Raw genomic sequence first — 24222 nt, 5'->3', positions numbered from 1 at the left:
TGAAAAGCAATTTTGGGGCTGCAAGGGATAGGCGGACTATGGTTGGCTGCGTTTCGGGTGGGCGTTATCAGGCGTATCGAAAGGCAGCGATCGTTCTGCCACTGTTTGCAGCCTTGCTTAGCGGCTGCGGTTCAGCCGCTGTCAACGACACATATGATCTTACTGCCTCGGTGAAGGCGAGCGGCCCGTCGGCGAAGCGCCGGCAAATCCTGATCCCGCTGCCGACGGCGCTGCAGCCGCTCGACAGCAACCAGATCGTCATCCGCGTTTCGCCCCGGGAGATTCAATATCTCGGCAAGTCGCAGTGGAGCGACAAGCTGAGCCGGATAGTACAATCGAAGTTGGTCGAGGCCTTTGAAAACACCGGCAAGCTCGGCGGTGTCGGTGTGCCGGGGCAGGGGCTTGCGATCGATTATCAGATCGTCACCGAAATCCGAACCTTTGAGATCGATGCGGCGGCAAGGTCCGCCACTGTTGAAATTTCGGTGAAAATCCTCAATGACCGCGCGGGCACGATCAAAGTGCAGAGCGTCTTTCGCAAGGTTGTGCCGCTCAGCGGCGGCAGCAACGTCGATTTCGTCAAGGGGCTCGACACGGCCTTTGCAGGCGTGACGGCGGAAATCGTCGATTGGACGCTGCGATCGCTTTAGCGATATCTTATCGCTCCATCAGGGACTTCAATGTGCTGAGATCCTTCAGCACATGTGCCGCGTCCGCGGCGAATTGCTCGTCGGTCGTGCCGGGCAGCTTCAGTAGCGTGAACATGACCTCGCAGCCGTCGCCATTCGGTACGACCCGAAGCGCATTATGGACCTTCAAGCCGGATTCGACCATTACCGTGTGATCAATGACGCCGAAGTCGTTGCGGGGTGTGAAGCTGACGTGGACGGTGCCGAGAATGCCCTTGGCAATCCAATCCTCGCCATCCTGCTCCAAACCCGATGCTAGCCCGGAGGCCCAGAGCGGCATGTTCTCCGGACGGCCCGCAAAGCCGTAGACTTCCTTCCACGGGCGATCGATGGAGATATGAACGATCTTTGCGGTCATGGTCGACATGGATGCCTCCTCCTGTATATTTGTGTTTGATGAACTACCGAATTGGGTCCGGACCGGCTTAACGGAAAGGCCGGGTGCTTGAAGAATCCTGGGGCATTCTTGCACGGTCCTGCAATGGAGACGATTCGAGGCTGGCAAAGGCTTGCCGTTTCACGCCCGGAGTGCAACAACATCGGTCTAACGCAGAGCCCGAAACTCGGAGTCGGTTTTCGGGTTATGTGTCATTTCAAAGTGTTACTGCGTTCTTTGTCCGTCCCAAGGCCGTGCAGCGCAGTACGCAGCTCATTGGAGGATTGTCGTGGAAAAGGCAGAAATCGGACTGATCGGTCTTGCTGTCATGGGATCGAATCTGGCGCTCAACATTGCCGAAAAGGGCAATAAAATCGCGGTGTTCAACCGCACGCCGCAGGTGACGGATGAGTTCTATGCGAACGCCGGTGCGCTGAAAGACAAGATCATTCCCTGCAAGACGATCGAAGAGTTCGTCGAAGCAATCCGTCCGCCGCGGCCGATCATCATCATGATCAAGGCCGGCGATCCGGTCGACCAGCAGATGGCGGCGTTGCAGCCGCATCTCGATAAGGGCGACATCATGATCGACGCCGGTAACGCCAATTTCCGCGACACGATTTCGCGTTTCGACCGTCTGAAGGATACCGGCCTGACCTTCATCGGCATGGGTGTGTCGGGTGGTGAGGAAGGCGCGCGCCATGGCCCGTCGATCATGGTCGGCGGCACCGAAGAGTCCTACAAGCGCGTCGAGAAGGTGCTGACCTCGATTGCCGCCAAGTACAAGGACGATCCGTGCGTCGCCTGGCTCGGCAATGACGGTGCCGGTCATTTCGTCAAGACCATTCATAACGGCATCGAATATGCCGACATGCAGATGATCGCCGAGATCTACGGCATCCTGCGCGACGGCCTCGGTAAGAGTGCCGCCGAGATCAGCAGCATCTTCGGTGAATGGAACAAGGGCCGGCTGAACTCCTACCTGATCGAGATCACCGAAAAGGTTCTGGCCGCCAAGGATCCGGCGACCGGCAGCGCCATGCCTGATGTCATTCTCGACAAGGCCGGCCAGAAAGGCACCGGCAAGTGGTCTGCCATCGAGGCTCAGAACATGGGCATCCCGGCAACCGCTATCGAAGCAGCCGTCGCAGCCCGCAGCCTGTCGGCCATCAAGGGGCAGCGCGAAGCCGCCCAGGAGATTTTCGGCACGCCGGATTACAAGTTCCCGCTCGGCTTTGGTCCCGATCTGCTGAAGGATCTGGAGCTCGCGCTCTTTGCCGCCAAGATCGGTGCCTATGCACAGGGCTTTGCTGTGATGGCGGAAGCCTCGAAGGAGTTCAACTGGTCGCTGCCGATGCCGGTCATCGCCAAGATCTGGCGCGCGGGCTGCATCATCCGCTCGCAGTTCCTCGATGAAATCACCAGCGCCTTCACCAAGACCCCGGATGCCGCCAACCTCATCGTCACGCCGGCCTTCGCCGCCATGGTCAAGGAATCGATCCCGTCGCTGCGCCGTATTGTTTCGGCGGCCACGGCTTCCGGTCTGCCGGTTCCGGCGCTTGCTTCGGCGCTGACCTATTTCGACGCCTATCGCCAAGCCCGCGGCACCGCGAACCTCATTCAGGCGCAGCGCGACTTCTTCGGTGCCCATGGTTTCGACCGCGTCGATGGCAAGGACATCCATCACGGTCCCTGGGGCAGCGGCGAGAACGGCTGACCGACGCTTTCGGATCGAAGAGACGAGAGGCCCGCCGGACATGCCGGTGGGCCTTTTCTTTGAAGTCAACTTCTTGCAGGTCAGCTCTTTGGCCAGACGGGCGGGCTGATGCTTTGCAGCAATTCGGGCTCGACGCCGTCTATGCGCGCAATGACCGCCTTGCCCAGTTCCCGACCGGCTTGGCGAAAGTCTTCGAGGATCGAGATGATTTCCGGGCGTATCCAGCTCAGCACATCAGTCGATTGCTTGGCAACCATATCGATATCGTGGCCGAGACGGAAACCTGCTGCTTCGAGGCCGGCATTGACGGCGATAGCGCCGGCGCTGCTTGAACAGACGAAGCCATCAGGCGCATGCGGGGAACGCATAAGCTCCTCGACCGTATCCTTGATTTCGGCAAGCGCTGTATCCGTGCTCGCCCTGAGTGGAACCTCCTGGGCGTCGCATTCGCGCAGTCCCGTTTGAAAGCCGATCTGGGTGTGCAGGTAATAGGTGAGTTTGGCCGGCGGCTGCAAAAGCGCGATGCGCCGCCGTCCCTTGGCGACCAGGGCGCGCACCGCTTCGCGCGCGAAAGCTTCGTTGTCGAAGTCGTGAAAAGGATGGGAGATTCCCATATTCGTGCGCCCGTGCGTGGCGAAAGGTAAGCCACGCTCATGCATGAGCTCCACACGCGGATCGTCCGGCTCCGTGCGCGATATGATGACGCCATCGGCCGAGCCGGTGTCCAGAATATAGCGCACGGGGACCAGCGGATCCTTGCTGTGCGAGTGCGGCGTGATGACGAGATGATATTGCGTACCGGCGAGAACCTCGGAGATGCCGAAGACCATCTGACTTGTGAAGCCCATGATTTCTTCGTCGATGCTGAGTACCAGGGCGATGACGTTGGTCTTCCCTGTCCTGAGGCGCACGCCGGCGCGATTGGGTTGATACCCCAATTGACGGGCGACCATGCGCACCCGCTCCTTGGTCTCGGCGCCGATGTCAGGGGCATCCTTCAAGGCGCGTGAGACGGTGGTTATGCCGAGCCCGGTCATGAAGGCGATCGTCTTGAGCGTCGGTCGCTCGTGCGCGGATTGCGTCGTGCCGCCGCTGGAAATCTTCTTACTGTCCATGTCCTGCAATGCTGCCTCCCGCGACCATCCGCTTATATTGCCTGCGGGAACGCTGCAAGCATATGCGCGAAGTAGTCACTCTTCCTCCGTCTCGAAAATCTGTAACGATACAGTAGAAAAGTCGAGCGCTTTTTCTGCCGTCGACAGAACCGATATAGCCGCCAGTTGAATCCACAGGCCTTGCCAAAAATTTTGCAAGTGCGAATGAGAATTGAAAGAAGTTGATGGAGAATTCTCTTAATAATGAAGTTTAATCAATCAATTAAGCACCCTATTTTTCTGAGTAGTGGCTGCACGAGTTGCCAGGCGTAACGGCCCATTTGATGTGCAGAATGTAATCTTAAGTAGTATATTTGAGCTTGCTGAAAAATTTTGCGAGCGAACGGTTGCGCGTTGAAAATGATTAGATTACGTTTTTCCGGTAACGTTTCAGTGAGGGAGGAGAACTCATGAATATTCGTTTGATGGCTGTTGTGCTGGCTGCTTCCGTCGCGCTGCCCCTTGGTGCGGCCAAGGCAACTGACCTTGAGGTGACGCATTGGTGGACGTCCGGTGGCGAAGCTGCCGCCGTGGCCGAATTGGCCAAGGCGTTCGACGCGACCGGCAATCACTGGGTCGATGGTGCGATTGCCGGCTCGGGCGGTACTGCGCGTCCGATCATGATCAGCCGCATTACCGGCGGTGATCCGATGGGCGCTACCCAATTCAACCATGGACGTCAGGCTGAGGAGCTCGTGCAGGCCGGCCTCATGCGCGATCTGACCGATGTCGCAACGCAGGAACATTGGAAGGACATTATCCGCCCGTCGAGCCTGCTCGATTCCTGCACGATCAACGGCAAGATCTACTGCGCTCCGGTCAATATTCACTCCTGGCAGTGGCTTTGGCTTTCGAATGCCGCCTTCAAGAAGGCCGGCGTTCCGGTTCCGAAGAATTGGGATGAATTCGTCGCCGCCGCTCCTGCGCTGGAGAAGGCAGGCATCGTTCCGCTCGCCGTGGGCGGTCAGCCCTGGCAGGCGACCGGCGCCTTCGACGTGTTGATGGTCGCTATCGCCGGCAAGGACACCTACCAGAAAGTATTCGGCGACAGGGATGCGAAAGTAGCGGCCGGTCCGGAAATCGCGAAGGTCTTCAAGGCTGCCGACGACGCGCGCAAGATGTCCAAGGGCTCTAACGTCCAGGATTGGAACCAGGCGACGAACATGGTCATCACCGGCAAGGCCGGCGGCCAGATCATGGGCGATTGGGCGCAGGGCGAATTTGCCCTCGCAGGTCAAAAGGCCGGAACGGATTACACCTGCCTTCCGGGTCTTGGCGTCAACGAAATCATCTCGACGGGCGGTGACGCGTTCTACTTCCCGCTGCTGAAGGACGAGGCTAAATCGAAGGCTCAGGAAGCTCTCGCCAAGACGCTTCTCGATCCGAAGACTCAGGTGGCCTTCAATCTGAAGAAGGGCTCGCTGCCCGTACGTGGCGACGTGGACCTCGCATCGGCCAACGATTGCATGAAGAAGGGCCTGGAGATCCTGAAGAAGGGTAACGTGATCCAGGGTACGGACCAGCTTCTCTCTGCCGACACTCAGAAGCAGAAAGAAGACTTGTTCTCCGAGTTCTTCGCCAATCCTTCGATGACGCCGGAAGCGGCTCAAAAGCGCTTCGTAGAGATCATTTCTGCGGCCGATTGATCCCAATCTTCTCGCTGTAGTGATACCGGCCCTGCGGGTCCGGTATCGCGGGCAGGCATTATCTTGTTGCCCGGCTAACTACAGCGCTTCTCATAAGCAGCCGACCCGCACGAATGTGACGGTCGACCGTCGATGAGGAGGGAGCGGCAGGAGCTGCGGTCATTGACCCGGCTCCTGATCACCGAAGCACTCGCGCTTCAGAAGGAGGTACAATGACGGGTCACGCGAAAGCCGGCCGGCCAAATCAAGTTCTGCGCAATCTGAATTCGAAGATTGCATCCATTCCGATGATCCTGACGGCCGTCGTCATCTTTTTCGGCGGCACGATCTGGACGGTCGTTTATTCCTTCACCAATTCGAAGCTGCTGCCACGTCTGAGCTTCGTCGGACTGGACCAATACTACCGATTATGGGCGGCGCCCCGGTGGGTCGTGTCCATTGAAAATCTCGCGGTTTACGGCATCTTTTCCCTGATATTCAGCCTCGTCATCGGCTTTGTGCTGGCTGCGCTGATGGACCAGAAGATCCGGTTCGAGAACACCTTTCGCACGATTTTCCTTTATCCTTTCGCCCTTTCTTTCATCGTCACCGGCCTCGTCTGGCAGTGGCTGCTCAATCCCGAATTCGGCATCCAGTCGGTGGTGCGTTCGCTCGGTTGGACGAGTTTCACCTTCGATCCGCTCTATACGCCGAGCATCGTCATCTACGGCGTGCTGATCGCCGCGCTCTGGCAGGGAACGGGGCTCGTAATGTGCTTGATGCTCGCTGGTCTGCGCGGCATCGATGAAGATATCTGGAAAGCGGCGCGCGTCGACGGAATTCCTATGTGGAAGACCTATCTTTTCATCGTCATTCCGATGATGCGTCCGGTTTTCATCACCACGCTGGTCATCATCGCCAGCGGTATCGTCAAGGTCTATGACCTCGTCGTGGCGCAAACGAGCGGCGGACCTGGCATCGCTTCAGAAGTTCCGGCGAAATACGTCTATGACTACATGTTCCAGGCGCAGAACCTTGGTCAGGGATTTGCAGCCTCCACCATGATGCTGGTGACTGTTGCTATCGTCATCATCCCCTGGGCCTATCTGGAATTCGGCGGAGGGCGCAACCGTGTCTGATACAATCACGCTCAAGAATGCGAACGGCGAAGCCGTCGCGACCAGCAAGACAATCTCGGAGCCGCAGGGTGCAAGGCCGCGCCGTGTGATTTCCGGCCGCAACATCATGCTCTACGGCACGCTCTTCGTTGCCGCCACCTACTATCTGTTGCCGCTTTATGTGATGATCGTCACCTCCCTGAAGGGAATGCCGGAGATCCGGCTTGGCAACATCTTCGCGCCGCCGCTGGAAATCACGTTCGAGCCATGGGTGAAAGCCTGGGCAACGGCTTGCACCGGTCTCAACTGCGACGGTCTTTCCCGCGGATTCTGGAATTCCGTACGCATCACCGTGCCGTCCACGATCTTCTCCATCGCAGTCGCTTCGGTGAACGGTTATGCGCTCGCCAACTGGCGGTTCAAGGGCGCGGATTTCTTCTTTTCTATCCTGATCGTCGGTGCGTTCATCCCTTATCAGGTGATGATCTATCCTATCGTCATCGTGCTGCGCGACATCGGGATCTACGGCACGCTCAGCGGACTGATCCTGGTGCACTGCATTTTCGGCATGCCGATCCTGACCTTGCTGTTCCGCAATTATTTCGCATCGCTGCCCGTGGAGCTTTTCAAGGCTGCGCGCATTGACGGGGCGGGCTTCTGGCAGATTTTCCTGCGCATCATGCTGCCGATGTCGCTGCCGATCTTCGTCGTTGCCATAATCCTGCAGATTACGGGCATCTGGAACGACTTCCTGTTCGGCGTCGTCTTCACCAGGCCGGAGTACTATCCGATGACCGTGCAGCTCAACAATATCGTCAATTCTGTCCAGGGTGTGAAGGAATACAACGTCAACATGGCTGCAACGATCCTGACGGGTCTTGTTCCATTGGTTGTTTATTTCGTGTCGGGACGGCTTTTCGTTCGCGGCATCGCCGCCGGCGCAGTGAAGGGGTGATCCATGACCAGCAGCGTTTCCATCAAAGACCTGTCGCTTGATTTCGGCGCGATCACGGTTCTGAAAAACCTCAACCTTGAGATCAACGACGGCGAATTCCTCGTGCTGCTCGGCTCGTCCGGCTGCGGCAAGTCCACGCTTCTCAACTGCATCGCCGGCTTGCTGGACATCACCGAAGGAAAGATCTTCATCAAGGGCAAGAATGTCACCTGGGAAGAGCCCAAGGATCGTGGCATCGGCATGGTGTTCCAATCCTATGCGCTTTATCCGCAGATGACGGTCGAAAAGAATCTTTCCTTCGGGCTGCGCGTCGCCAAGGTGCCGCAGGCGGAGATCGACAAGCGCATTGCGCGGGCCGCCGAGATCCTGCAGATCCAACCGTTGCTCAAGCGCAAACCGGCTGAGCTTTCCGGCGGCCAGCGCCAGCGTGTGGCGATCGGCCGTGCCCTGGTGCGCGATGTCGACGTGTTCCTGTTCGATGAGCCTTTGTCGAACCTCGATGCCAAGCTGCGTTCGGAACTGCGCGTCGAAATCAAGCGTCTGCACCAGTCGCTGAAGAACACGATGATCTATGTCACGCACGACCAGATCGAGGCGCTGACGCTTGCCGACCGCATCGCCATCATGAAAAGCGGCATCATCCAGCAGCTCGATGATCCGACGACGATCTACAACAAGCCGCGCAATCTCTTCGTCGCCGGCTTTATCGGATCGCCATCGATGAATTTCCTGCATGGTGAACTGGTGAACCGCGAGGGCAAGATAGCCTTCGCTACTAATGATGTGATTTTCTCGCTCGGTGGCTATGATGCGGGCGAGGCATTGGAGCCGGGCCGCAAGGTCATTCTCGGGGTCCGGCCCGAGCACATCAAGGTGAATGAGGATCTGGGTTCCGATACGGAGGTGCACAATGCGACGGTCGATATCGAAGAGCCGATGGGCGCCGATAACCTGCTCTGGCTCAAGCACGCCGGCCACACCATGTCGGTGCGCATCAACGGGGCACGGCGCTTCAGCGCGGGCGCGCCCGTGAAGCTCGGCTTCGATATGTCGCTTGCTTCGCTCTTTGACGCTCGGACAGAGCTCAGAATATGATCATATGAATGGGGGCGGCTTTTGTCGCCTCCATAAGCAGTGGTTTCGGAGGTTCGATGTCGTCTTCAGTTAATGGCACTTTTTTTGTCGATCTGGCTGGTCAGTGGCGGCTTACCTCGCCGGATAGCGATCATTCTGTTTCCATGCCGGTGCCGGGCGATGTTCACACCGCGCTTCATGCTGCAGACGTCATTCCCGATCCCTATTTCGGCCGCAACGAAGAGGTGGTGCAGTGGGTCGCTCAGCAGGATTGGCAAGTCGAACGCCCCTTTACGCTCGATGATGCGGAAGGCGACTGGTATCTCGACATCGACTATCTGGACACGGTCGCGAGCGTTTATGTCAACGATACGCTCGTGCTCGAAGGCGACAATTGCTTCCAGCGTTATCGGCCGGATGTCTCCAAGGCATTGATGACAGGCCAGAATACCATCCGTATCGTGCTGCATTCGAGCATCAAGGCGGGAGCCGAACTGCAGGCAAAGCAGCCATTCTACATTCCCTACAGCACCGCCAATTCGCCGATCCCCAACGGTAATATGCTGCGCAAACCGCAATGCCATTTCGGGTGGGACTGGAATATCGCTGTCGCACCGCTCGGCCTCTACGGCACGGTTGCGCTGAAGAAGCTCGAGACAGCCCGCATCGAGAATGTGGTGACCCGGCAGGTGCACAATGCCGACGGCTCGGTCGACCTCATGGTGACTGTTGCGCTGTTTGCAAAGGGCATTGGCGTAGCACAGGTCTATTTCTCGCTCGACGACGAACGTGTGCGGCTCGACATCGGCGTCAATGCCGGCGAGACCTCGGTGACGCATGTCTTCCACATCGACAAGCCGAAGCTCTGGTGGCCGGCTGGCAGCGGCGACCAGGCTCTCTACGCACTCTCGGTCGAGACCAATTCCGAGACGGTGACACGGCAGATCGGTTTGCGTACCGTCGAATTGATCACTGATGAGGACGAAGCGGGCAGCCGTTTTGCACTCAAGGTCAATGGGCGTGAAATCTTTGCCCGCGGCGCCAACTGGATCCCGGCCGATGCGCTGTTTTCACGTTCAAATCCGGCTTTGACCGAGGATCTGCTGCAATCGGCCGCCGCAGCGAACATGAACATCGTCCGCATCTGGGGCGGCGGCTTTTACGAACACGATTGGTTCTACGATATCTGCGACCGCCTGGGTTTGATGATCTGGCAGGACTTCATGTTCGCCTGCAATCTCTATCCCTCGACTAGCGATTTCCTCGAAAATGTCGAGGCCGAGGTCGGTTATCAGGTCAAGCGTCTGGCGACGCATCCGTCGATCGTGCTCTGGTGCGGCGATAATGAGCTGGTGGGGGCTCTCACCTGGTTCGACGAATCCCGTAGGGATCGCGACCGCTATCTCGTTTCCTATGATCGCCTGAACCGGACAATCGAGCAGGCAATGAAGAAAGCTGCGCCGGATGCGATCTGGTGGCCGTCGAGCCCGGCGTCCGGCTATCTCAATTTCGGCGATGCATGGCACGCCGACGGCTCTGGCGACATGCATTATTGGTCGGTCTGGCACGAGAACAAGTCCTTCGACAATTACCGCTCCGTGCGTCCGCGGTTCTGTTCGGAATTCGGCTTCCAGTCCTACACGTCGCTGCCTGTCATCAAGACTTATGCCGACGCCAAGGACATGAATATCGCCTCGCCGGTGATGGAGCTGCACCAGAAGAATGCCGGCGGCAATGAGCGCATCGCCGGGACGATGTTCCGTTATTTCCGCTTTCCGAAGGATTTTCCCAACTTCGTCTATCTGAGTCAGGTACAGCAGGGCCTCGCCATCAAGACGGCGGTCGAATATTGGCGATCGCTCAAACCGCATTGCATGGGCACCATCTATTGGCAGCTCAACGACACCTGGCCGGTGGCCTCCTGGTCGAGTCTCGATTACGGCGGGCGTTGGAAGGTAATGCATTATCTCGTGCGCCGCTTCTTCCAGCCGGTTTCGGTCGCAGCCATTCCCTCCGAGGATAACAAGACCATCCGCTTCTCGCTCGTCAACGACACCAACGAAGATGTCACTGTCGACATCGCCGTGTCGCTGCTCAAGCTTAATGGCGAGCGTGTGCCGCTGACGACGGCGCATGCGGTTTGCACGCCGGATGCAGCTGTCACCGCGCTGTCGATCGACGCGTCTCAGGTACCTTTCGATTGCCTGCTGGCGTGGCATTTCACCGCATCGAACGGAATGAGCGGCGAGGGGCACTATGTTCACGGCACCTACAAGGCTTTGGAGCTTCAGCCCGCAGGTCTTACCATCGTGCGGGAGGAGATCGAGGAGAACGGTACGTTGGAGCTTACCGTGACGGCCAAGGGATTGGCGCTGTTCGTGATGATCGAAAGCGGGACGGAAGGGCGCTACTCCGACAACGCTTTCGATCTTGCCGCCGGCGAAAGCCGCCGCATCGTCTTCACGCCGGCCAAACCGCTGGCCAGCAGCGTTCCCGATTTCCGTTTCTACGATTTGCACTCCAGTCAATCGTTGGCCAGCCAATCGGTGGACTGAGATACCGGCCGCCTTTCGGTGGCGACTTACGGGCCGCAGGCCCAAAACAGACGGCCGCGAGGCCATTGGAGGAAATATCGATGACGAAACTTGGATTCCAGCTTTATAGCGCCCGCAATTTTCAACCCTATTCGGATATCTTCGTAAAGCTCGGCAAGGCCGGTTATGCGGAAGTCGAAGGGTTTGGCGGCATCTATTCGGACCTGGACGAAGCTGGTTTGAAGAGCCTGCGTGCCGAGCTCGACAAGAACGGCCTAACCATGGCGAGCGGCCATTTCAGCCCGGATTTTCTCGACGGGCAGGTGCAGAAATCGCTGACCATCGCCAAGATCCTCGGCATGGATTCGATCTATGCGCCGCATCTGGCTGCCGATCAGCGCCCGAAGGATGCTGCCGGCTGGCTCGCTTTCGGCAAACGCCTGCATGAAATGAGCAAGCCTTACAAGGACGCTGGCTTCGAGTTCGGTTGGCACAATCACGACTTCGAATTCGTCAAGCAGGCCGATGGCTCGCTGCCGATCGAACAGATCTTCGAAGGCGCTCCGGATATCTCCTGGGAAGCCGATATTGCCTGGGTCGTCCGCGGCGGCGCCGATCCCTTCGCCTGGATCGAAAAGCTTGGCTCGCGCATTTCCTCCGTCCACGTCAAGGACATTGCTCCGGCTGGTGAAAACAAAGATGAAGACGGCTGGGCCGATCTCGGTCACGGCACTGTCCCGTGGCCGAAGCTGATAAAGGCGCTCGCCGGTACCAAAGCAAAGCATTATGTGCTCGAGCATGACAATCCGAGCGATATCGATCGCTTGATCACCCGTTCCATCGCATCCTTCAAGACCTACTGAGGTATCATCCCCCATGACTAAGGAACTTGGCGTCGGCATCATCGGATGCGGCAATATCTCCACTACCTATTTCAAGCTTTCTCCGCTCTTTAAGGGCCTGAAAGTGCTCGCCTGCGCTGATATCAACATGGATGCGGCGCGCCTGCGCGCCGAGGAATATCAGGTGAAGGCGCAAACTATCGACGAGTTGCTCGCCAATGACGAGCTCGATGTCATCGTCAACCTGACGATCCCGGATGCGCATTTCCCGGTTTCCAAGCGCATCCTGGAGGCCGGAAAGCATGTCTATTCCGAAAAGCCTCTGGTATTGTCGCTAGAGCAGGGCGAAGAGTTGCGCCGCATAGCCAAGGAGAAGGGGCTTGCCGTCGGCTGCGCTCCCGACACTTTCCTCGGTGGTGCTCATCAGCTCGCCCGCAAGTTCGTCGATGACGGCGGCATCGGCCGTATCACTTCGGGCGCCTGCTATGTCATGAGCCCGGGCATGGAAATGTGGCATCCGAACCCGGATTTCTTCTTCCTGCCAGGCGGCGGCCCGATCCTCGATCTCGGCCCTTACTACGTCGCCAACCTCATCAACCTCATCGGCCCGGTCAAACGCGTCGGCGCCATGACGTCGATGGCATCGGAAACCCGCACCATCACCAGCGAGCCGCGCAGCGGCGAGGTGATCCCGGTGAAGACGCCGACCACGATCCAGGCGCTGCTGGAATTCGTCAGCGGCGCAACGGTGACATTGACGGCAAGCTGGGATGTCTGGTCGCACCGCCATGCCAATATGGAGCTCTACGGCACCGAAGGTTCGCTCTACGTGCCCGATCCGAATTTCTTCGGCGGCACGGTCGAAGCCAGCGGCCGCAGCAAGGACATCAAGCCAGTCGACGAATGGGCGCATCCTTTCGGCATTATCAATCAAGAGAGCCCGAACGGCGCGCGCGCCAATTACCGTACCGCAGGTCTTGCCGACTTGGCGGCATCGCTGATCGATGGCCGCGATGCCCGCTGCTCACTCGACCGTACGCTGCACGGTGTCGATGTCATGACCTCGATCCTGAAATCAGGTGCGGAGAACCGCTTCATCGATCTGACCACGACCTGCACGCAGCCGGCAGCACTCGGCATCGAAGAGGCGCAGGCGCTCTTGAAGTGAGCGCAGGAAAAGCTAGTTTGCGCGCGGGTGAGTAGCCCGCGCGTTTTCATCTCAGAGGAATTGGAACCTATGGCTTGGCAACCGGCATCCGATCGCTATGCGAACATGAAATACAACAGAACCGGCCGCTCCGGTCTGAAGCTGCCGGCGGTTTCGCTAGGGCTTTGGCATAATTTCGGTGGCGATACCCCGCATGATCGCAAGGTCGATATGTGTCGCACCGCTTTCGATCTCGGCATCACCCATTTCGATCTCGCCAATAATTACGGTCCGCCTCCCGGCAGCGCCGAAACCGCCTTCGGCGAAATCCTGCGCACCGATTTCGCCGGTTTGCGCGACGAACTGATCGTTTCCTCCAAGGCCGGTTACGACATGTGGCCAGGGCCTTATGGCGAGTGGGGCAGCCGCAAATATCTGATCGCCTCCTGCGATCAGAGCCTGAAGCGCATGGGCCTTGATTACGTCGATATTTTCTATTCGCATCGCTTCGATCCTGATACGCCGCTGGAAGAGACCTGCGGTGCGCTCGACCATATCGTTCGCTCGGGCAGGGCGCTTTATGTCGGTATCTCCTCCTACAATTCGCAGCGCACCCGCGAAGCCGCGGCTATTTTGAAGGATCTCGGCACGCCTTGCGTGATCCACCAGCCGAGCTATTCCATGCTCAATCGCTGGGTCGAGGATGACGGTCTGGTGGATACGCTGGAAGAGCTTGGTATCGGCTCGATCGTGTTCTCGCCGCTCGCACAGGGGATGCTGACCACGAAATATTTAAGCGGCATCCCCGAGGACAGTCGCGCTGCCCAGAACCATTTCCTGAAGCGCGATTTCATCCGTCCGTCGATCATCGATAATATCCGCAAGCTCAACGAGATTGCCGAGAAGCGCGGTCAGACGCTGGCGCAGATGGCGATCGCGTGGGTTCTGCGCGGCGGCCGTGTCACCTCGGCGCTGATCGGCGCCAGCCGCTCGTCGCAGATCGTCGATTGCGTGAAGGCGCTCGACAATCTTGAATTCACCCCGGAAGAGCTCAAGGATATCGATGTCTATGCCCGCGAGGCCGATATCAATCTCTGGGCCAAGTCGGCCGAGCGCGAGTAAAGCATTCAGGACGCCCGGAACCAAGTTCCGGGCGTTTTGCTTTGTTCCAGTCGTCGCTGGCGAGCTGTTGCCGGTGCGTGTGTTCCTTGGAGGAGTAGTCCCATGATCCGCAACCCGATTTTGCCGGGCTTCAACCCCGATCCATCCATCTGCCGCGTCGGCGAGGACTACTACATCGCCACCTCCACCTTCGAATGGTATCCGGGCGTGCAGATCCATCATTCGCGTGATCTGGTGAATTGGACGCTGGTGCGCCGGCCGCTGGAGCGGGCTTCGCAGCTCGACATGCGCGGCGAGCCGGATAGCTGCGGCATCTGGGCGCCATGCCTCTCCTATGCTGATGGCCTGTTCTGGCTGGTCTATACCGATATCAAACGCTATGATGGCAATTTCAAGGATGCGCATAACTACATCGTGACGTCGCCGACGATCGAGGGCGAATGGTCCGAGCCGTCCTATGTCAACTCATCGGGCTTCGACCCCTCGCTCTTTCACGATGACGACGGCCGCAAATGGTTCGTCAACATGCAGTGGAACCACCGCACCGAGAGCTATGGCGGCTCGCCGAAGACGCCGGCCTTCGACGGTATTCTGCTGCAGGAGTGGGATGCGGCGACGAAATCGTTGAAGGGGCCGATCAAGAACATCTTTGCCGGTACAGAGCTCGGTTTGGTCGAAGGACCGCATGTCTTCAAGCGGAACGGCTGGTACTATCTGACGACGGCCGAAGGCGGAACGGGTTATGACCATGCCGTCACCATGGCGCGCTCGCGCAATATCGATGGTCCCTACGAGCTGCATCCGAACAAGCATCTCATCACCTCGAAAGACCATCCAGAGGCGGTGTTGCAGCGGGCAGGGCATGGCCAATATGTCGAAACATCAGATGGTCAGTTCTATCACACGCATCTCTCCGGCCGGCCACTGCCGCCGCATCGCCGCTGCACGCTGGGGCGTGAGACCAGCCTGCAGAAATGCGTCTGGAAGGAAGACGGCTGGCTCTATCTCGAAAACGGCACGGTGGTTCCTGATGTCGAGGTACAGGGCCTGCGTCATGCTTTGCCGATCGAGAAGCCGCGCCGCAGCGGCTACAATTTCGACGGCAGCGAGTTGCCGATGGATTTCCAGTGGTTGCGGACGCCGCAGCCGGAACGCATCTTCAGCCTAACGGAAAGGCCCGGCCATCTGCGTCTATTTGCACGGGAAAGTATCGGCTCCTGGTTTGAGCAGGCACTCGTCGCGCGCCGGCAGGAGCATCACAGCTTTCGCGCCGAAACGGTGATCGAGTTCCAACCCGATACCTATCAGCAGGTCGCTGGCCTGACGCATTACTATAACCGGTTCAAGCTACACGCGATTGCCGTCACGCTGCATGAGAAACTCGGCCGTTCAATCACCATCATGACCTGCGCTGGCGATTACCCGAATGGTCGGTTGAGCTTCCCGATCGGAGGCGGCGTCTCCGTTCCGAATGGGCGCATCCAGCTCGCCATGGAGGTCCATGACAACGACTTGCAGTTCTTCTGGCAGGCTGAGGGCATGGGGGCATGGCTGGCTATCGGCCCGGTCCTCGATGCCGGCGTCATCTCCGACGAGGGCGGTCGCGGCGAACATGGTTCCTTCACCGGCGCATTCGCCGGCATGTTCGCCTTCGATACGTCGGGCCGGGCAAAGACGGCTGATTTCGACTGGTTCAATTACGACGAACTCTGAATTGTTTCGATTTATCGATCGCTCATTAGCCCGTCTTCATTCGCAAGACGGGCGAGATTGTTTTGAGCTGCCAATTGTCATCAAACTCACGTATTTGTTCGATTAACAAATGCTCGCAAACGCATAATTTCTATTACAAAACTGTAACATTCTCTTCAGATTCGCTTCACCTCTTGCAGGATAAATCTGCCCGCAGATAATAAGACAATAAACTGAGGAAACATTCGATGAAAAAGCTCTTCTCCGTCCTGCTCGCCGTTTCGGTTTTGGCAACCGCGATGGCGTCCGAAGCCAGCGCGGCGCCGGAGAACAAGCGGGCCGTTGTCGTTGAGAAAAATGTCGCCAAGAAGAAAATCGTTGTTCGCAAGGGCGGTTGGGTGAAGGGGCGGCGGCTATCCGCTTCCGATCGCAGCCGTGCGGCCAGCGTGGATTATCGCAGATATCGCCTGTCAGCTCCGCCTCGTGGCTATCATTGGGTCCGCATCCACAACAGTTTCCTGCTGGTCGGTATCACCAGCGGCTTGATCTCCAAAGTGCAGATCGCCCGCTGAATTCAGCCTGACATTGGAATGAAATGGCGGTCCCGTGGGCCGCTCTTTTTCTGACGGACTTTCCCGTATTTCGCTTGAATCAAAAATCCCCGGCACGATGACCGGGGATTTTTGTTTGCGCGATATCGAAATGATCAGCTCAAACGTCCCGCCGCGTGAGCGAGCATGGTGTAGACCTTGCCGGTGTCGGAGGTCAGGTAGGACTGCGTGACGCTGCGGTCGCGATCCGTGCGGGCGACGTCAGAGAGTAGCTTTTCGAAATCGGCGATATAGCGATCGACGGCGGTGCGGAATTCCGGCTCGCGGTCGTATTTGCGCTTGATCTCGTCGAAGGTCTGCTGGCCCTTCAGCGTGTAGAGGCGACGGGTGAAGACATCCCGTTCGCCGCGCTGATAACGACGCCACAGATCGACCGAAGCATCGTGGTCGATGGCGCGGGCGATATCAACCGAAAGCGAGTTCAGCGATTCGACCACATGCCGCGGATTACGTGCGACTGGCGCTGCTTCCGACTGCGGACGTGGTGCGGTCTGGCGAGCCGGCGGCAGGTCGCCAAGATCGTCGCGCGATGCGCCGCGCAGGAGATCGCTGATCCATCCGCCGCCAGCCGCCGTTTCCTGGCGGACAGGAGCCGGCGTCTCGATCGGGCGAGGCTGCGGCGCAACCGGACGCTCGGTGATGGTGCCGCGAAGGCCCAGAGCTTCGATCGGCGGCTGCTGCGGCTGAGGTGCCGGCTGTTGCGGTATCGACTGCTGCGGCGCCGGCTGCTGTGCTACCGGCTGAACAGGCGACTGTGGGGCAGGCTGTTGGGGCCGGGGAGCGGCGGCGGCCGGAGCAGGCGCTGCCGGGGCTGGTGCTGCCGGACGAGGACGTGGAGCCGGCTGCGCATCGGCCAACGCGCGGGCGGAAGGCTCGGAGATTTCCAACTGCTGTGTCGAGCGGCCGACGATCTGCGAAATGTCCTGCAGCGCCTTGATCTGCTCGGCGACGGCACGACGCATGGCGGCAGCACTTTCCTTGGCCTCTTCCGGCAGGTCGAAGGCGCCACGCTTCAGTTCGCTGCGGGTCAGGTCGAGTTCCCTGCGGATATCGCCTGCCGAGCGGCGAATCTCGTCGGTTGCGCCCGAGAAGCGGCCGACGGCATCGTCGACGGCGATGCGCAGCGTCTCGCGCAGTTGCTGGGCTGCGCCGTCCGAAGTCTTGCTGGCTTCCGTCAGCATATTCTCGATGTCAGCGATCGAAGCGGAAAGACCGCCACGGAGACGGTTCGTCAGCTCGCCCGAGCGACGCTCGGCATTGGCGAAGGTGCCGTCGATCGTCTGGTTGGCTTCTTCGCCAGCCTTCTGAAGTGCGTTGCGCATGCTCTCCGCCGCCTGTTCGGCACGGGCTTCCGCATCGGAGAGCACACGGCCGATATCGGCGAAGGAGGATTGAACGCCCTGGCGCAGATTGCCGGTGACCTGGTTGGAGCGCTGTTCGGCACGGTCGAAGGCGCTTTCCACCATGCTGCCGAGGGCGCGCATGGTGTTTTCGATTTCTTCCGAGCGTTGCACCAAGCCGACGGACAGGTTCTGCAGCGCCGTTTCGCGCTCTTCCAGCGTCGAGACCAGGTTCGATTGCGCGGCACCGAGGAGCTGGGACGCCTGCGACAGGACCTTGGAATGTTCATCGAAGCGGCCGATGATGCCGCCGACCTGCGACAGGGTCTTGCCGGAAATATCCGAGAGCTTGTCGACCTTACCTTCGAGAAGCCGGGTCGAGGCGGAAACCATTTCGCCCGCCTTCGATGCGGAGTCGGCGAACCGTGCCGATGTCGCGTTGAGGCGGCCGTCGATGGTGGCGAATTCCTCGGCGGCGCTTGTCAGCATGCCGGCGATCGCAGAGTTGTTCTCCGCCAGCCGCTCGATGATGCCGTTGACGCTGGCAAGCAGGTTGTTCTCCAGTGCGCTGACGGCGTTGGCGGCATGTTCGGTGCGAGCCGAGATTGCTGCCAGCGTATCATTGGTGCGCGATGCGATAGCGTTGATCAAAGCGGCGTTTTCTGCGCGCAGACGATCGCTGCTTTCCTGAGCGGCGGCCGAGATCAGCGCTGCCGCTTCCTGGCCGGTCGCAGCGTAACGGTCGACGATCGGGCGGGCCTTCTCGTCGATCAGACGCGACAGCTCGCTGGAGCGGCCGGCAAGCATGGAGTTCAGCTCACGTGTGCGCTCGTCGAGCGAAGAACGGATCGACGTGCCGCGGGCTTCCAGAGCCTTATCGACATCGGCAAGCGTCGCGTTGATCTCGCGAGCACGATCTTCCAGGCTGGTACGGATCGCGTTGCTGCGTTCGTCGAGCGAGCGCTCGACCTCAGCCATCGTGGAGGCGATCTGTTCGCTGCCGCCGGCGAGCGTGTTGCGGATGGCGGCGCCGCGAGCTTCCAGCGACTGTTCCGCGGACGACAGCGCCTGCGAGATGGCATTGACCTGATTGCCAACGAGACCTTCGGCCTCCGCGACCTTGTTGACGATCGCGTTGCCCGCTTCCGAGAATGTCTGAGCGACGGCAGCCGCCTGGCTCGCCAGACGATTGTGCGTTTCGGAGACGCGCGTGACGATCTCTTCGGAGCGCTCGTTCATGGCGCGGGTAAAGGCGTCGCTGCGATTGCCGAGGTCGTCGGCGAATTGCTGTCCAGTGCGGGCAAGCAGGTCTGCGGTGCGCGTCGCTTCGCTGTCCATGCCCTGAGCGGCATCGGCAACGGCGGTGCGCAGCGTCGTGGCGAGGTTCGTGGCCTTGCCTTCGATGGTGCGGTTGACGGCTTCGAGGCCGACATTCAGGGCGCGGTCCATGGTCGACAGGCGCTCTTCGATGCGGGCGCTGCCGCTTTCGAGCGCCTGGCTCAGATTGGCTGTGCGGCTATCGATCGCTTCTGCCATGGTCGCCAGACGATTGTCGAGCGCGGCTGCGATGCGGGCCGCTGCGTCGTCGCTGCCGCGGTCGATCTGAGCGATGCCGCTCGAAAGCGTGTCGGACAGCCGGTTACCGGCGGCATCCACCTGCGCAGCAACACCGCCGACGCCATCATGGATACGGTTTTCCAGAGCGGACAGGCTGGCTTCGACGCGCGAACCGGTCTCGGCGAAGCGGCTGGTCATGCCGTCGATGGACTGGTTGAGATTGTTGGAGAATATCTCGGCCGAGCGCGTGATGTCTCCGGCGGCCTGCTGAATACGGCCGGCAATATCGCCGGCACCGCCATGTAGCCGCTCCTCGAGCGCTCTCGCACTGGCGTCGATGGTCTGGCGCAGCGAGGCTTCGCGGTCTTCCAGCGACATTTCGAGCATGCTGGCGCTGGTGGCGATCGATGTACCGATCGCGGTCGCCTGTTCCGTCAGCGTATTGTCGAGCTGGGCATGGGCATCACGCAGTGTCAGGCTGATGGCGTTGCTGCGGTCTTCCAGCGTGTTGCGCATCCGCTCATAGGCGGAGGCAAGGTTTTCGTCCATCTGCGACAGGCCGATGCCCAGCGTATTTTCAAGCTGGCGCGTGGTGGTGTTGAGCGCGCTTTCGATGCGCTCGGCCGAGCCGCCGACGACGGTTTCGAGGCGGTCGCTGCTGCTGCCGAGCAGGCCGGAGAGCGCTTCGGTATGGGCGCTGAGCGAGCGGTCGAGACGATCCTGGTTTTCGGTGTAAGCGGCGCGGATGGCATCCGCCTTGTCGCCGAAAGCACCGGCGACGCGGGATTCCGCACCGGCGACACTGTCGAGCAGGGCGTTGGCCCGGGATTCCAGGGCGCTCTCGAAACGGCTCTGGTTTTCGGCGAGCGTGATGGCGAACGCCATGCTCTTGTCATCGAGCGCATCGGTCAGCGCCGCATGGCCGCTGCTGACAGAGCTGGCAATCGCCTCGGCGCTGTTTGCCAGCGTTTCCTCGATGCGGGCCTGATTGTCGGACAATGCGATGGCAAGAGCCAGCGTCTTGTCGTCGAGGCTGCTGACGATCTTGTCGTGCGTGCCGGCGACTGTGTCGGAGAGCGCGTCTAATCGGCTGGAAAGGGAATCTTCGAGGCGCGATTGCGTATCGGAAAGAGAGATGGCCAGCGCCATTGCCTTTTCGTCCAGCGCGTCGGCGAGCGTGCTGTGGCTGCTGGTGAAAGCATTGGTGATCGCTTCGGCACGATTGGAAAGCGTTTCTTCGAGGCGCGACTGGCCGGTCGTCAATGCTGCTGCGAGAGCCTTGGTCTTGCCGTCCAACGTATCAGCGACACCTTCTGCGTGGCCGGACAGGGTATCCTCCAGGCGGGCCTGGCTCTCGGAAAGAGCAATGGCAAGCGCCATTGTCTTGTCGTCGAGCGTGTCGGCAAGCTTGCTATGGGTGTCGGCAATTGCGCTCGTCAGGCCTTCGACACGGCCGGAGAGGGTTTCTTCAAGACGGGATTGGCTCTCGGAGAGCGCAACGGCCAGTGCCATCGTCTTATCATCGAGCGTGTCGGCAAGCTTGCTATGGGTATCGGCAATCGCGGCGGTCAGGCCTTCGACGCGGCCGGAGAGCGTTTCCTCCAGACGGGATTGGCTGCCGCTGAGTGCGGCGGCGAGTGCCCTTGTCTTGTCATCCAAGGTGCTGGCCAGTGCGTTGTGCGTATCGGCAATCGCACCGGTGAAACCCTCGACGCGACCGGACAAGGTGTCTTCCAGGCGCGCCTGGCTGTCGGAGAGAGCAATGGCCAGCGCCATCGTCTTGTCGTCAAGCGTGTCAGTGAGCTTGTTGTGCGTCTCCGTCAGCGCGCTGGTTAGGTTTTCGGCCCGGCCCGTCAAAGTGTCTTCAATGCGCGACTGGCCGTCCGACAGCGCGATGGCGAGCGCCATGACCTTGTCGTCCAGAGTGTCGGCCAGCTTGCTGTGAGTTTCGGTAACGGTGCTGCTGATCGCATCGGCGCGGCTTGCGAGCGTGTTTTCAAGGCGAAGCTGGCTTTCGGCAAGCGAAATCGCCAGCATCGAAGTGCGCTCGTCGAGGGCCGCGGTCAGATGCTCATGGCTGCCGGTGACGGCGTTGATGATCCCCTCGGAGCGGTCAGACAACGTCTGTTCGAAGCGCGATTGGTTGTCCGAGAGCGCACCGAACAGCGCGCTGCTGCGCTCGGCCATGACGGCGTCGATGCGCTCATGAGCCGAGCCAAGTGCCTGGGTTATTTCGCCGGTACGGGCCGAAAGCGTGTTGTTGATCTCGCTGGCGCGGCCGAGGAATGTATTGGTCAGCTCGCTCGTGCCTTTATTCAGGGCGGAGGAGATGTCAGACGTCGCCGTCTGCAGCGCCTTGGTGAATTCGCCGGAGTGCGAAGCAAGAGTGTCGGTGAGTTCGCTGGAGCGGCTGGCAAAAGCGGATGTCAGTTCCTCTGTGCCGCTCTGCAAGGCGGCGGAGACATCGCGCGTTACGCCCTGGACGGCGGACGTGAAGGTGCCGGCGTGGGAGGAGAGGGCGGAGTTCAGTTCGTTGGTTCCGGAGGTAAGGGCCGAGGTAATTCCGGTCGTTGCCCCTTCGAGAGCCGAGGCGATCTCGCCCGCCTTGGAGCCGATCGCGCTTTCCAGCACTTCCTGGCTGGTGGCGAGCGTCGTCGCAAGGGCAAAGGACTGGTCGGTCAGCGAAGAGCCGAGGCGCTCGATGCTGGAATTCAGGATGCCATCGATGGCATCCGAGCCACCGCTCAGCGTTTCGTTGATCCGGGTCAGGCTTTCAGACAATTTGCTGTCTAGCGAGCCGGCGCGCTTGTCGAATGCCGAAGTGAATTCCGAGACGCGTTCGTCGAAGGCCGTCGAAATCTGCGCCACGGTCGACTGCATGCGCTCTTCGAAGAAGCCGGTACGCAGGTCGATGTCCATGATAGTGTCGTCGGCAGTCGACTGCAGGCTCTGCCGGAAGCTCGCGCCTTTTTCATCGAGGGCGCTGTTGAGCTTGGAGAGCACTGTATCGAGCGTGCCGGTGATCGAGCGTTCACTGCCGGTCAGGCTCTCACTGATGTCACGGGTGCGTGCGACCAGCGTCTCGTTCAACTGACGGGCGCGCTCGTTGAGCGCGGTGTTGAGCTTCTCGGTATTGGCATCGAGCGTGGAGGCGCGGGTCTCGAACTGGCTCAACAGCTCCTTGCCGCGATCCGCCAGGGTCGACGACAGAGACTCCAGACGCGTGTCGAATTCCTGGCTCAGCGCAAATCCGGATGCGTTAAGGTTCTGCAACAGGCTGTCGGTCTTGGCGGCAAGGAGGGTGCCGAGCGTCTCTACGGCGGTATCGGTTTTCTCCATCAGAGTCGCGGCGCGTGTGTCGATCATCGAGGCGAAAGCTTCGCCTGAGGTCGACAGGCGTACGGCGATTTCCTCGGTCGCCAGCGACAGGTCTTCCTTGATCTGGTCGTGCACGCCGACAATCGACGAGCGGATGCGTTCGGCGTGATTGACGATGGCATCGCGCTCGGATCCGAGCTCATGCACGAGGCCGCGCACGCGCAGTTCGTTATCCGCGTAGCTGCGCTCCAGCGCGTTGACCTCGGTATGAACCAGCGTCTCGAGCTCGGTAGCGCGCGCGATCGTCCGCTCGATGCCTTCGTTCATGGCCGAGACTTCGCGGCGTACGGCCTGACCGACGGTCATGATGCGCTCGGAAGCGACAGTTTCCGGTTCTGCGAGGCGCAACGCCACTTCCGCCATCGAGCGGGCTGCGTTGCGCATGTCCTGGGCGCGCGAAATCATCATGCCGAAAGCATAGAAGAGAAGAACGGGAACGATGATGCCGATGATGCAGGCGATGACGCCGGGAAGGGCGGCGAGATCGGCGACTGTGCGGATGTTCAAGAGCTGCTGGCCGTAAAGCAGGAAAGCAAGGCCGATGCCGCCGATGATCCAGAACAGCGAGAAGATCGTCGCGTTGCGGACGGCGCGGCTCTGAGAGCCGCCATCGAGAGATTTCAAGATGCTGGCCGGGCTGATACGGTTGGCGTCATTGGCCGGAGCAAAGATAGGGCTCTTCGGCACTTCGCTCGGTCGGGCCGCCGCTGCGGCGCTTCGCGCGGCGGCTGCCTTGCGTGCTGCATCATCCTGAGTCTGTCTTGCAGGCGGATTCGATGGCTCAGACACTCTTGCCTCCGGGGCGTCAGGCGTTGAACCGCTGCGAGGCTCCAAGCTCTCGTCACTGAAATCGATCTGCAAAGCTTCGTCCAAAGCCTGAAAAGCCTTGTCTTCGATCGACTCGATGTACTTTTTGTTCGCCATACGGTTACGCCTCGTTACAACTCGATCGGGCTTGCCGTGTCTCCTCCGGGCGTCCGCCAACGTCCGGAAAAGACGAACCTGCCTCCCGCAAGGTTATCCGCCTTGGCTGGCGCCAGAGGTGGATTTCCCAATACATTTCATGGTGGATACCCGCTTTTTCAAACGAATGGTATTAAAACATTACCACTATCCACCCCTTGGGCAAAGGCATGCGCCATCAACCCAATTTGCCAGTACCGTAGTGACACATTCCCCCATGCGTGACAATTAATTCCACATTCGGAGCTGTGCCTCATTAAGCCATTGTTAACATTTTTCGTCTGCGCAAATTACTGAAAACCTAATAATTTGGCCATGTTTAACGCGC

Annotated in this window: 15 protein-coding genes; 12 read left to right on the top strand and 3 right to left on the bottom strand. The window is 59.7% G+C overall.

Annotation, left to right across the window (positions count from 1 at the left end; all coding sequences use genetic code 11):
• Window positions 1-38: 38 nt before the first annotated feature.
• Window positions 39-650, top strand: coding sequence for an ABC-type transport auxiliary lipoprotein family protein (locus tag QA646_RS07915; RefSeq protein WP_283059006.1), 612 nt, complete (start codon window positions 39-41; stop codon window positions 648-650).
• Window positions 651-657: 7 nt separating this feature from the next.
• On the opposite strand, the gene QA646_RS07910 is transcribed toward QA646_RS07915, so the two are convergent.
• Window positions 658-1056, bottom strand: coding sequence for an SRPBCC family protein (locus QA646_RS07910; RefSeq protein ID WP_283058502.1), 399 nt, complete (start codon window positions 1054-1056; stop codon window positions 658-660).
• A 298-nt stretch (window positions 1057-1354) separates the two neighbouring features.
• Here QA646_RS07910 and gndA point away from each other — a divergent pair, with 298 nt between their 5' ends.
• Window positions 1355-2782, top strand: coding sequence for an NADP-dependent phosphogluconate dehydrogenase (gndA, locus tag QA646_RS07905; RefSeq protein ID WP_283058501.1), 1428 nt, complete (start codon window positions 1355-1357; stop codon window positions 2780-2782).
• An 80-nt stretch (window positions 2783-2862) separates the two neighbouring features.
• Here gndA and QA646_RS07900 read toward each other — a convergent pair whose 3' ends face one another.
• The gene (locus QA646_RS07900; RefSeq protein WP_283058499.1) at window positions 2863-3897 is read right to left on the bottom strand and encodes a LacI family transcriptional regulator; all 1035 of its coding nucleotides are present in this window, start codon (window positions 3895-3897) and stop codon (window positions 2863-2865) included.
• 449 nt (window positions 3898-4346) lie between these two features.
• Between QA646_RS07900 and QA646_RS07895 the strand changes: the two genes are divergently transcribed.
• From QA646_RS07895 to QA646_RS07850, 10 genes are all read left to right on the top strand, one after another.
• Window positions 4347-5582, top strand: a complete 1236-nt coding sequence (locus QA646_RS07895) for an ABC transporter substrate-binding protein (RefSeq protein ID WP_283058498.1) — start codon at window positions 4347-4349, stop codon at window positions 5580-5582.
• A gap of 212 nt (window positions 5583-5794) precedes the next feature.
• The gene (locus QA646_RS07890) at window positions 5795-6700 is read left to right on the top strand and encodes a sugar ABC transporter permease (protein ID WP_283058497.1); all 906 of its coding nucleotides are present in this window, start codon (window positions 5795-5797) and stop codon (window positions 6698-6700) included.
• A 52-nt stretch (window positions 6701-6752) separates the two neighbouring features.
• Window positions 6753-7634 (top strand): carbohydrate ABC transporter permease, encoded by an 882-nt coding sequence (locus QA646_RS07885; protein WP_283059005.1) that lies wholly within the window; start codon window positions 6753-6755, stop codon window positions 7632-7634.
• A 3-nt stretch (window positions 7635-7637) separates the two neighbouring features.
• Window positions 7638-8729 (top strand): ABC transporter ATP-binding protein, encoded by a 1092-nt coding sequence (locus QA646_RS07880; protein WP_283058496.1) that lies wholly within the window; start codon window positions 7638-7640, stop codon window positions 8727-8729.
• Window positions 8730-8785: 56 nt separating this feature from the next.
• A complete protein-coding gene (locus tag QA646_RS07875) occupies window positions 8786-11263 on the top strand; it encodes a glycoside hydrolase family 2 protein (RefSeq protein WP_283058495.1) in 2478 nt (825 codons plus the stop codon).
• 80 nt (window positions 11264-11343) lie between these two features.
• Entirely contained in the window at window positions 11344-12105 is a 762-nt protein-coding gene (locus tag QA646_RS07870; protein ID WP_283058494.1) for a sugar phosphate isomerase/epimerase, read from the top strand.
• 13 nt (window positions 12106-12118) lie between these two features.
• Window positions 12119-13252 (top strand): Gfo/Idh/MocA family oxidoreductase, encoded by a 1134-nt coding sequence (locus tag QA646_RS07865; RefSeq protein ID WP_283058493.1) that lies wholly within the window; start codon window positions 12119-12121, stop codon window positions 13250-13252.
• 69 nt (window positions 13253-13321) lie between these two features.
• Window positions 13322-14353 (top strand): L-glyceraldehyde 3-phosphate reductase, encoded by a 1032-nt coding sequence (mgrA, locus tag QA646_RS07860; protein WP_283058492.1) that lies wholly within the window; start codon window positions 13322-13324, stop codon window positions 14351-14353.
• 102 nt (window positions 14354-14455) lie between these two features.
• Window positions 14456-16066, top strand: coding sequence for a glycoside hydrolase family 43 protein (locus QA646_RS07855; protein WP_283058491.1), 1611 nt, complete (start codon window positions 14456-14458; stop codon window positions 16064-16066).
• A gap of 227 nt (window positions 16067-16293) precedes the next feature.
• Complete coding sequence (locus QA646_RS07850; protein ID WP_283058490.1) at window positions 16294-16617, top strand: RcnB family protein; 324 nt, start codon at window positions 16294-16296, stop codon at window positions 16615-16617.
• A gap of 134 nt (window positions 16618-16751) precedes the next feature.
• Here the strand turns inward: QA646_RS07850 and QA646_RS07845 are convergent, their stop codons facing one another.
• On the bottom strand, window positions 16752-23855 hold the full coding sequence (locus QA646_RS07845; RefSeq protein ID WP_283058488.1) for a hypothetical protein: 7104 nt from the start codon (window positions 23853-23855) through the stop codon (window positions 16752-16754).
• Window positions 23856-24222: the final 367 nt, after the last annotated feature.

The organism is Rhizobium sp. CB3090, from assembly GCF_029714285.1.
GTDB lineage: Bacteria > Pseudomonadota > Alphaproteobacteria > Rhizobiales > Rhizobiaceae > Rhizobium.
This window is presented reverse-complemented; position numbering and strand designations above follow the sequence as displayed.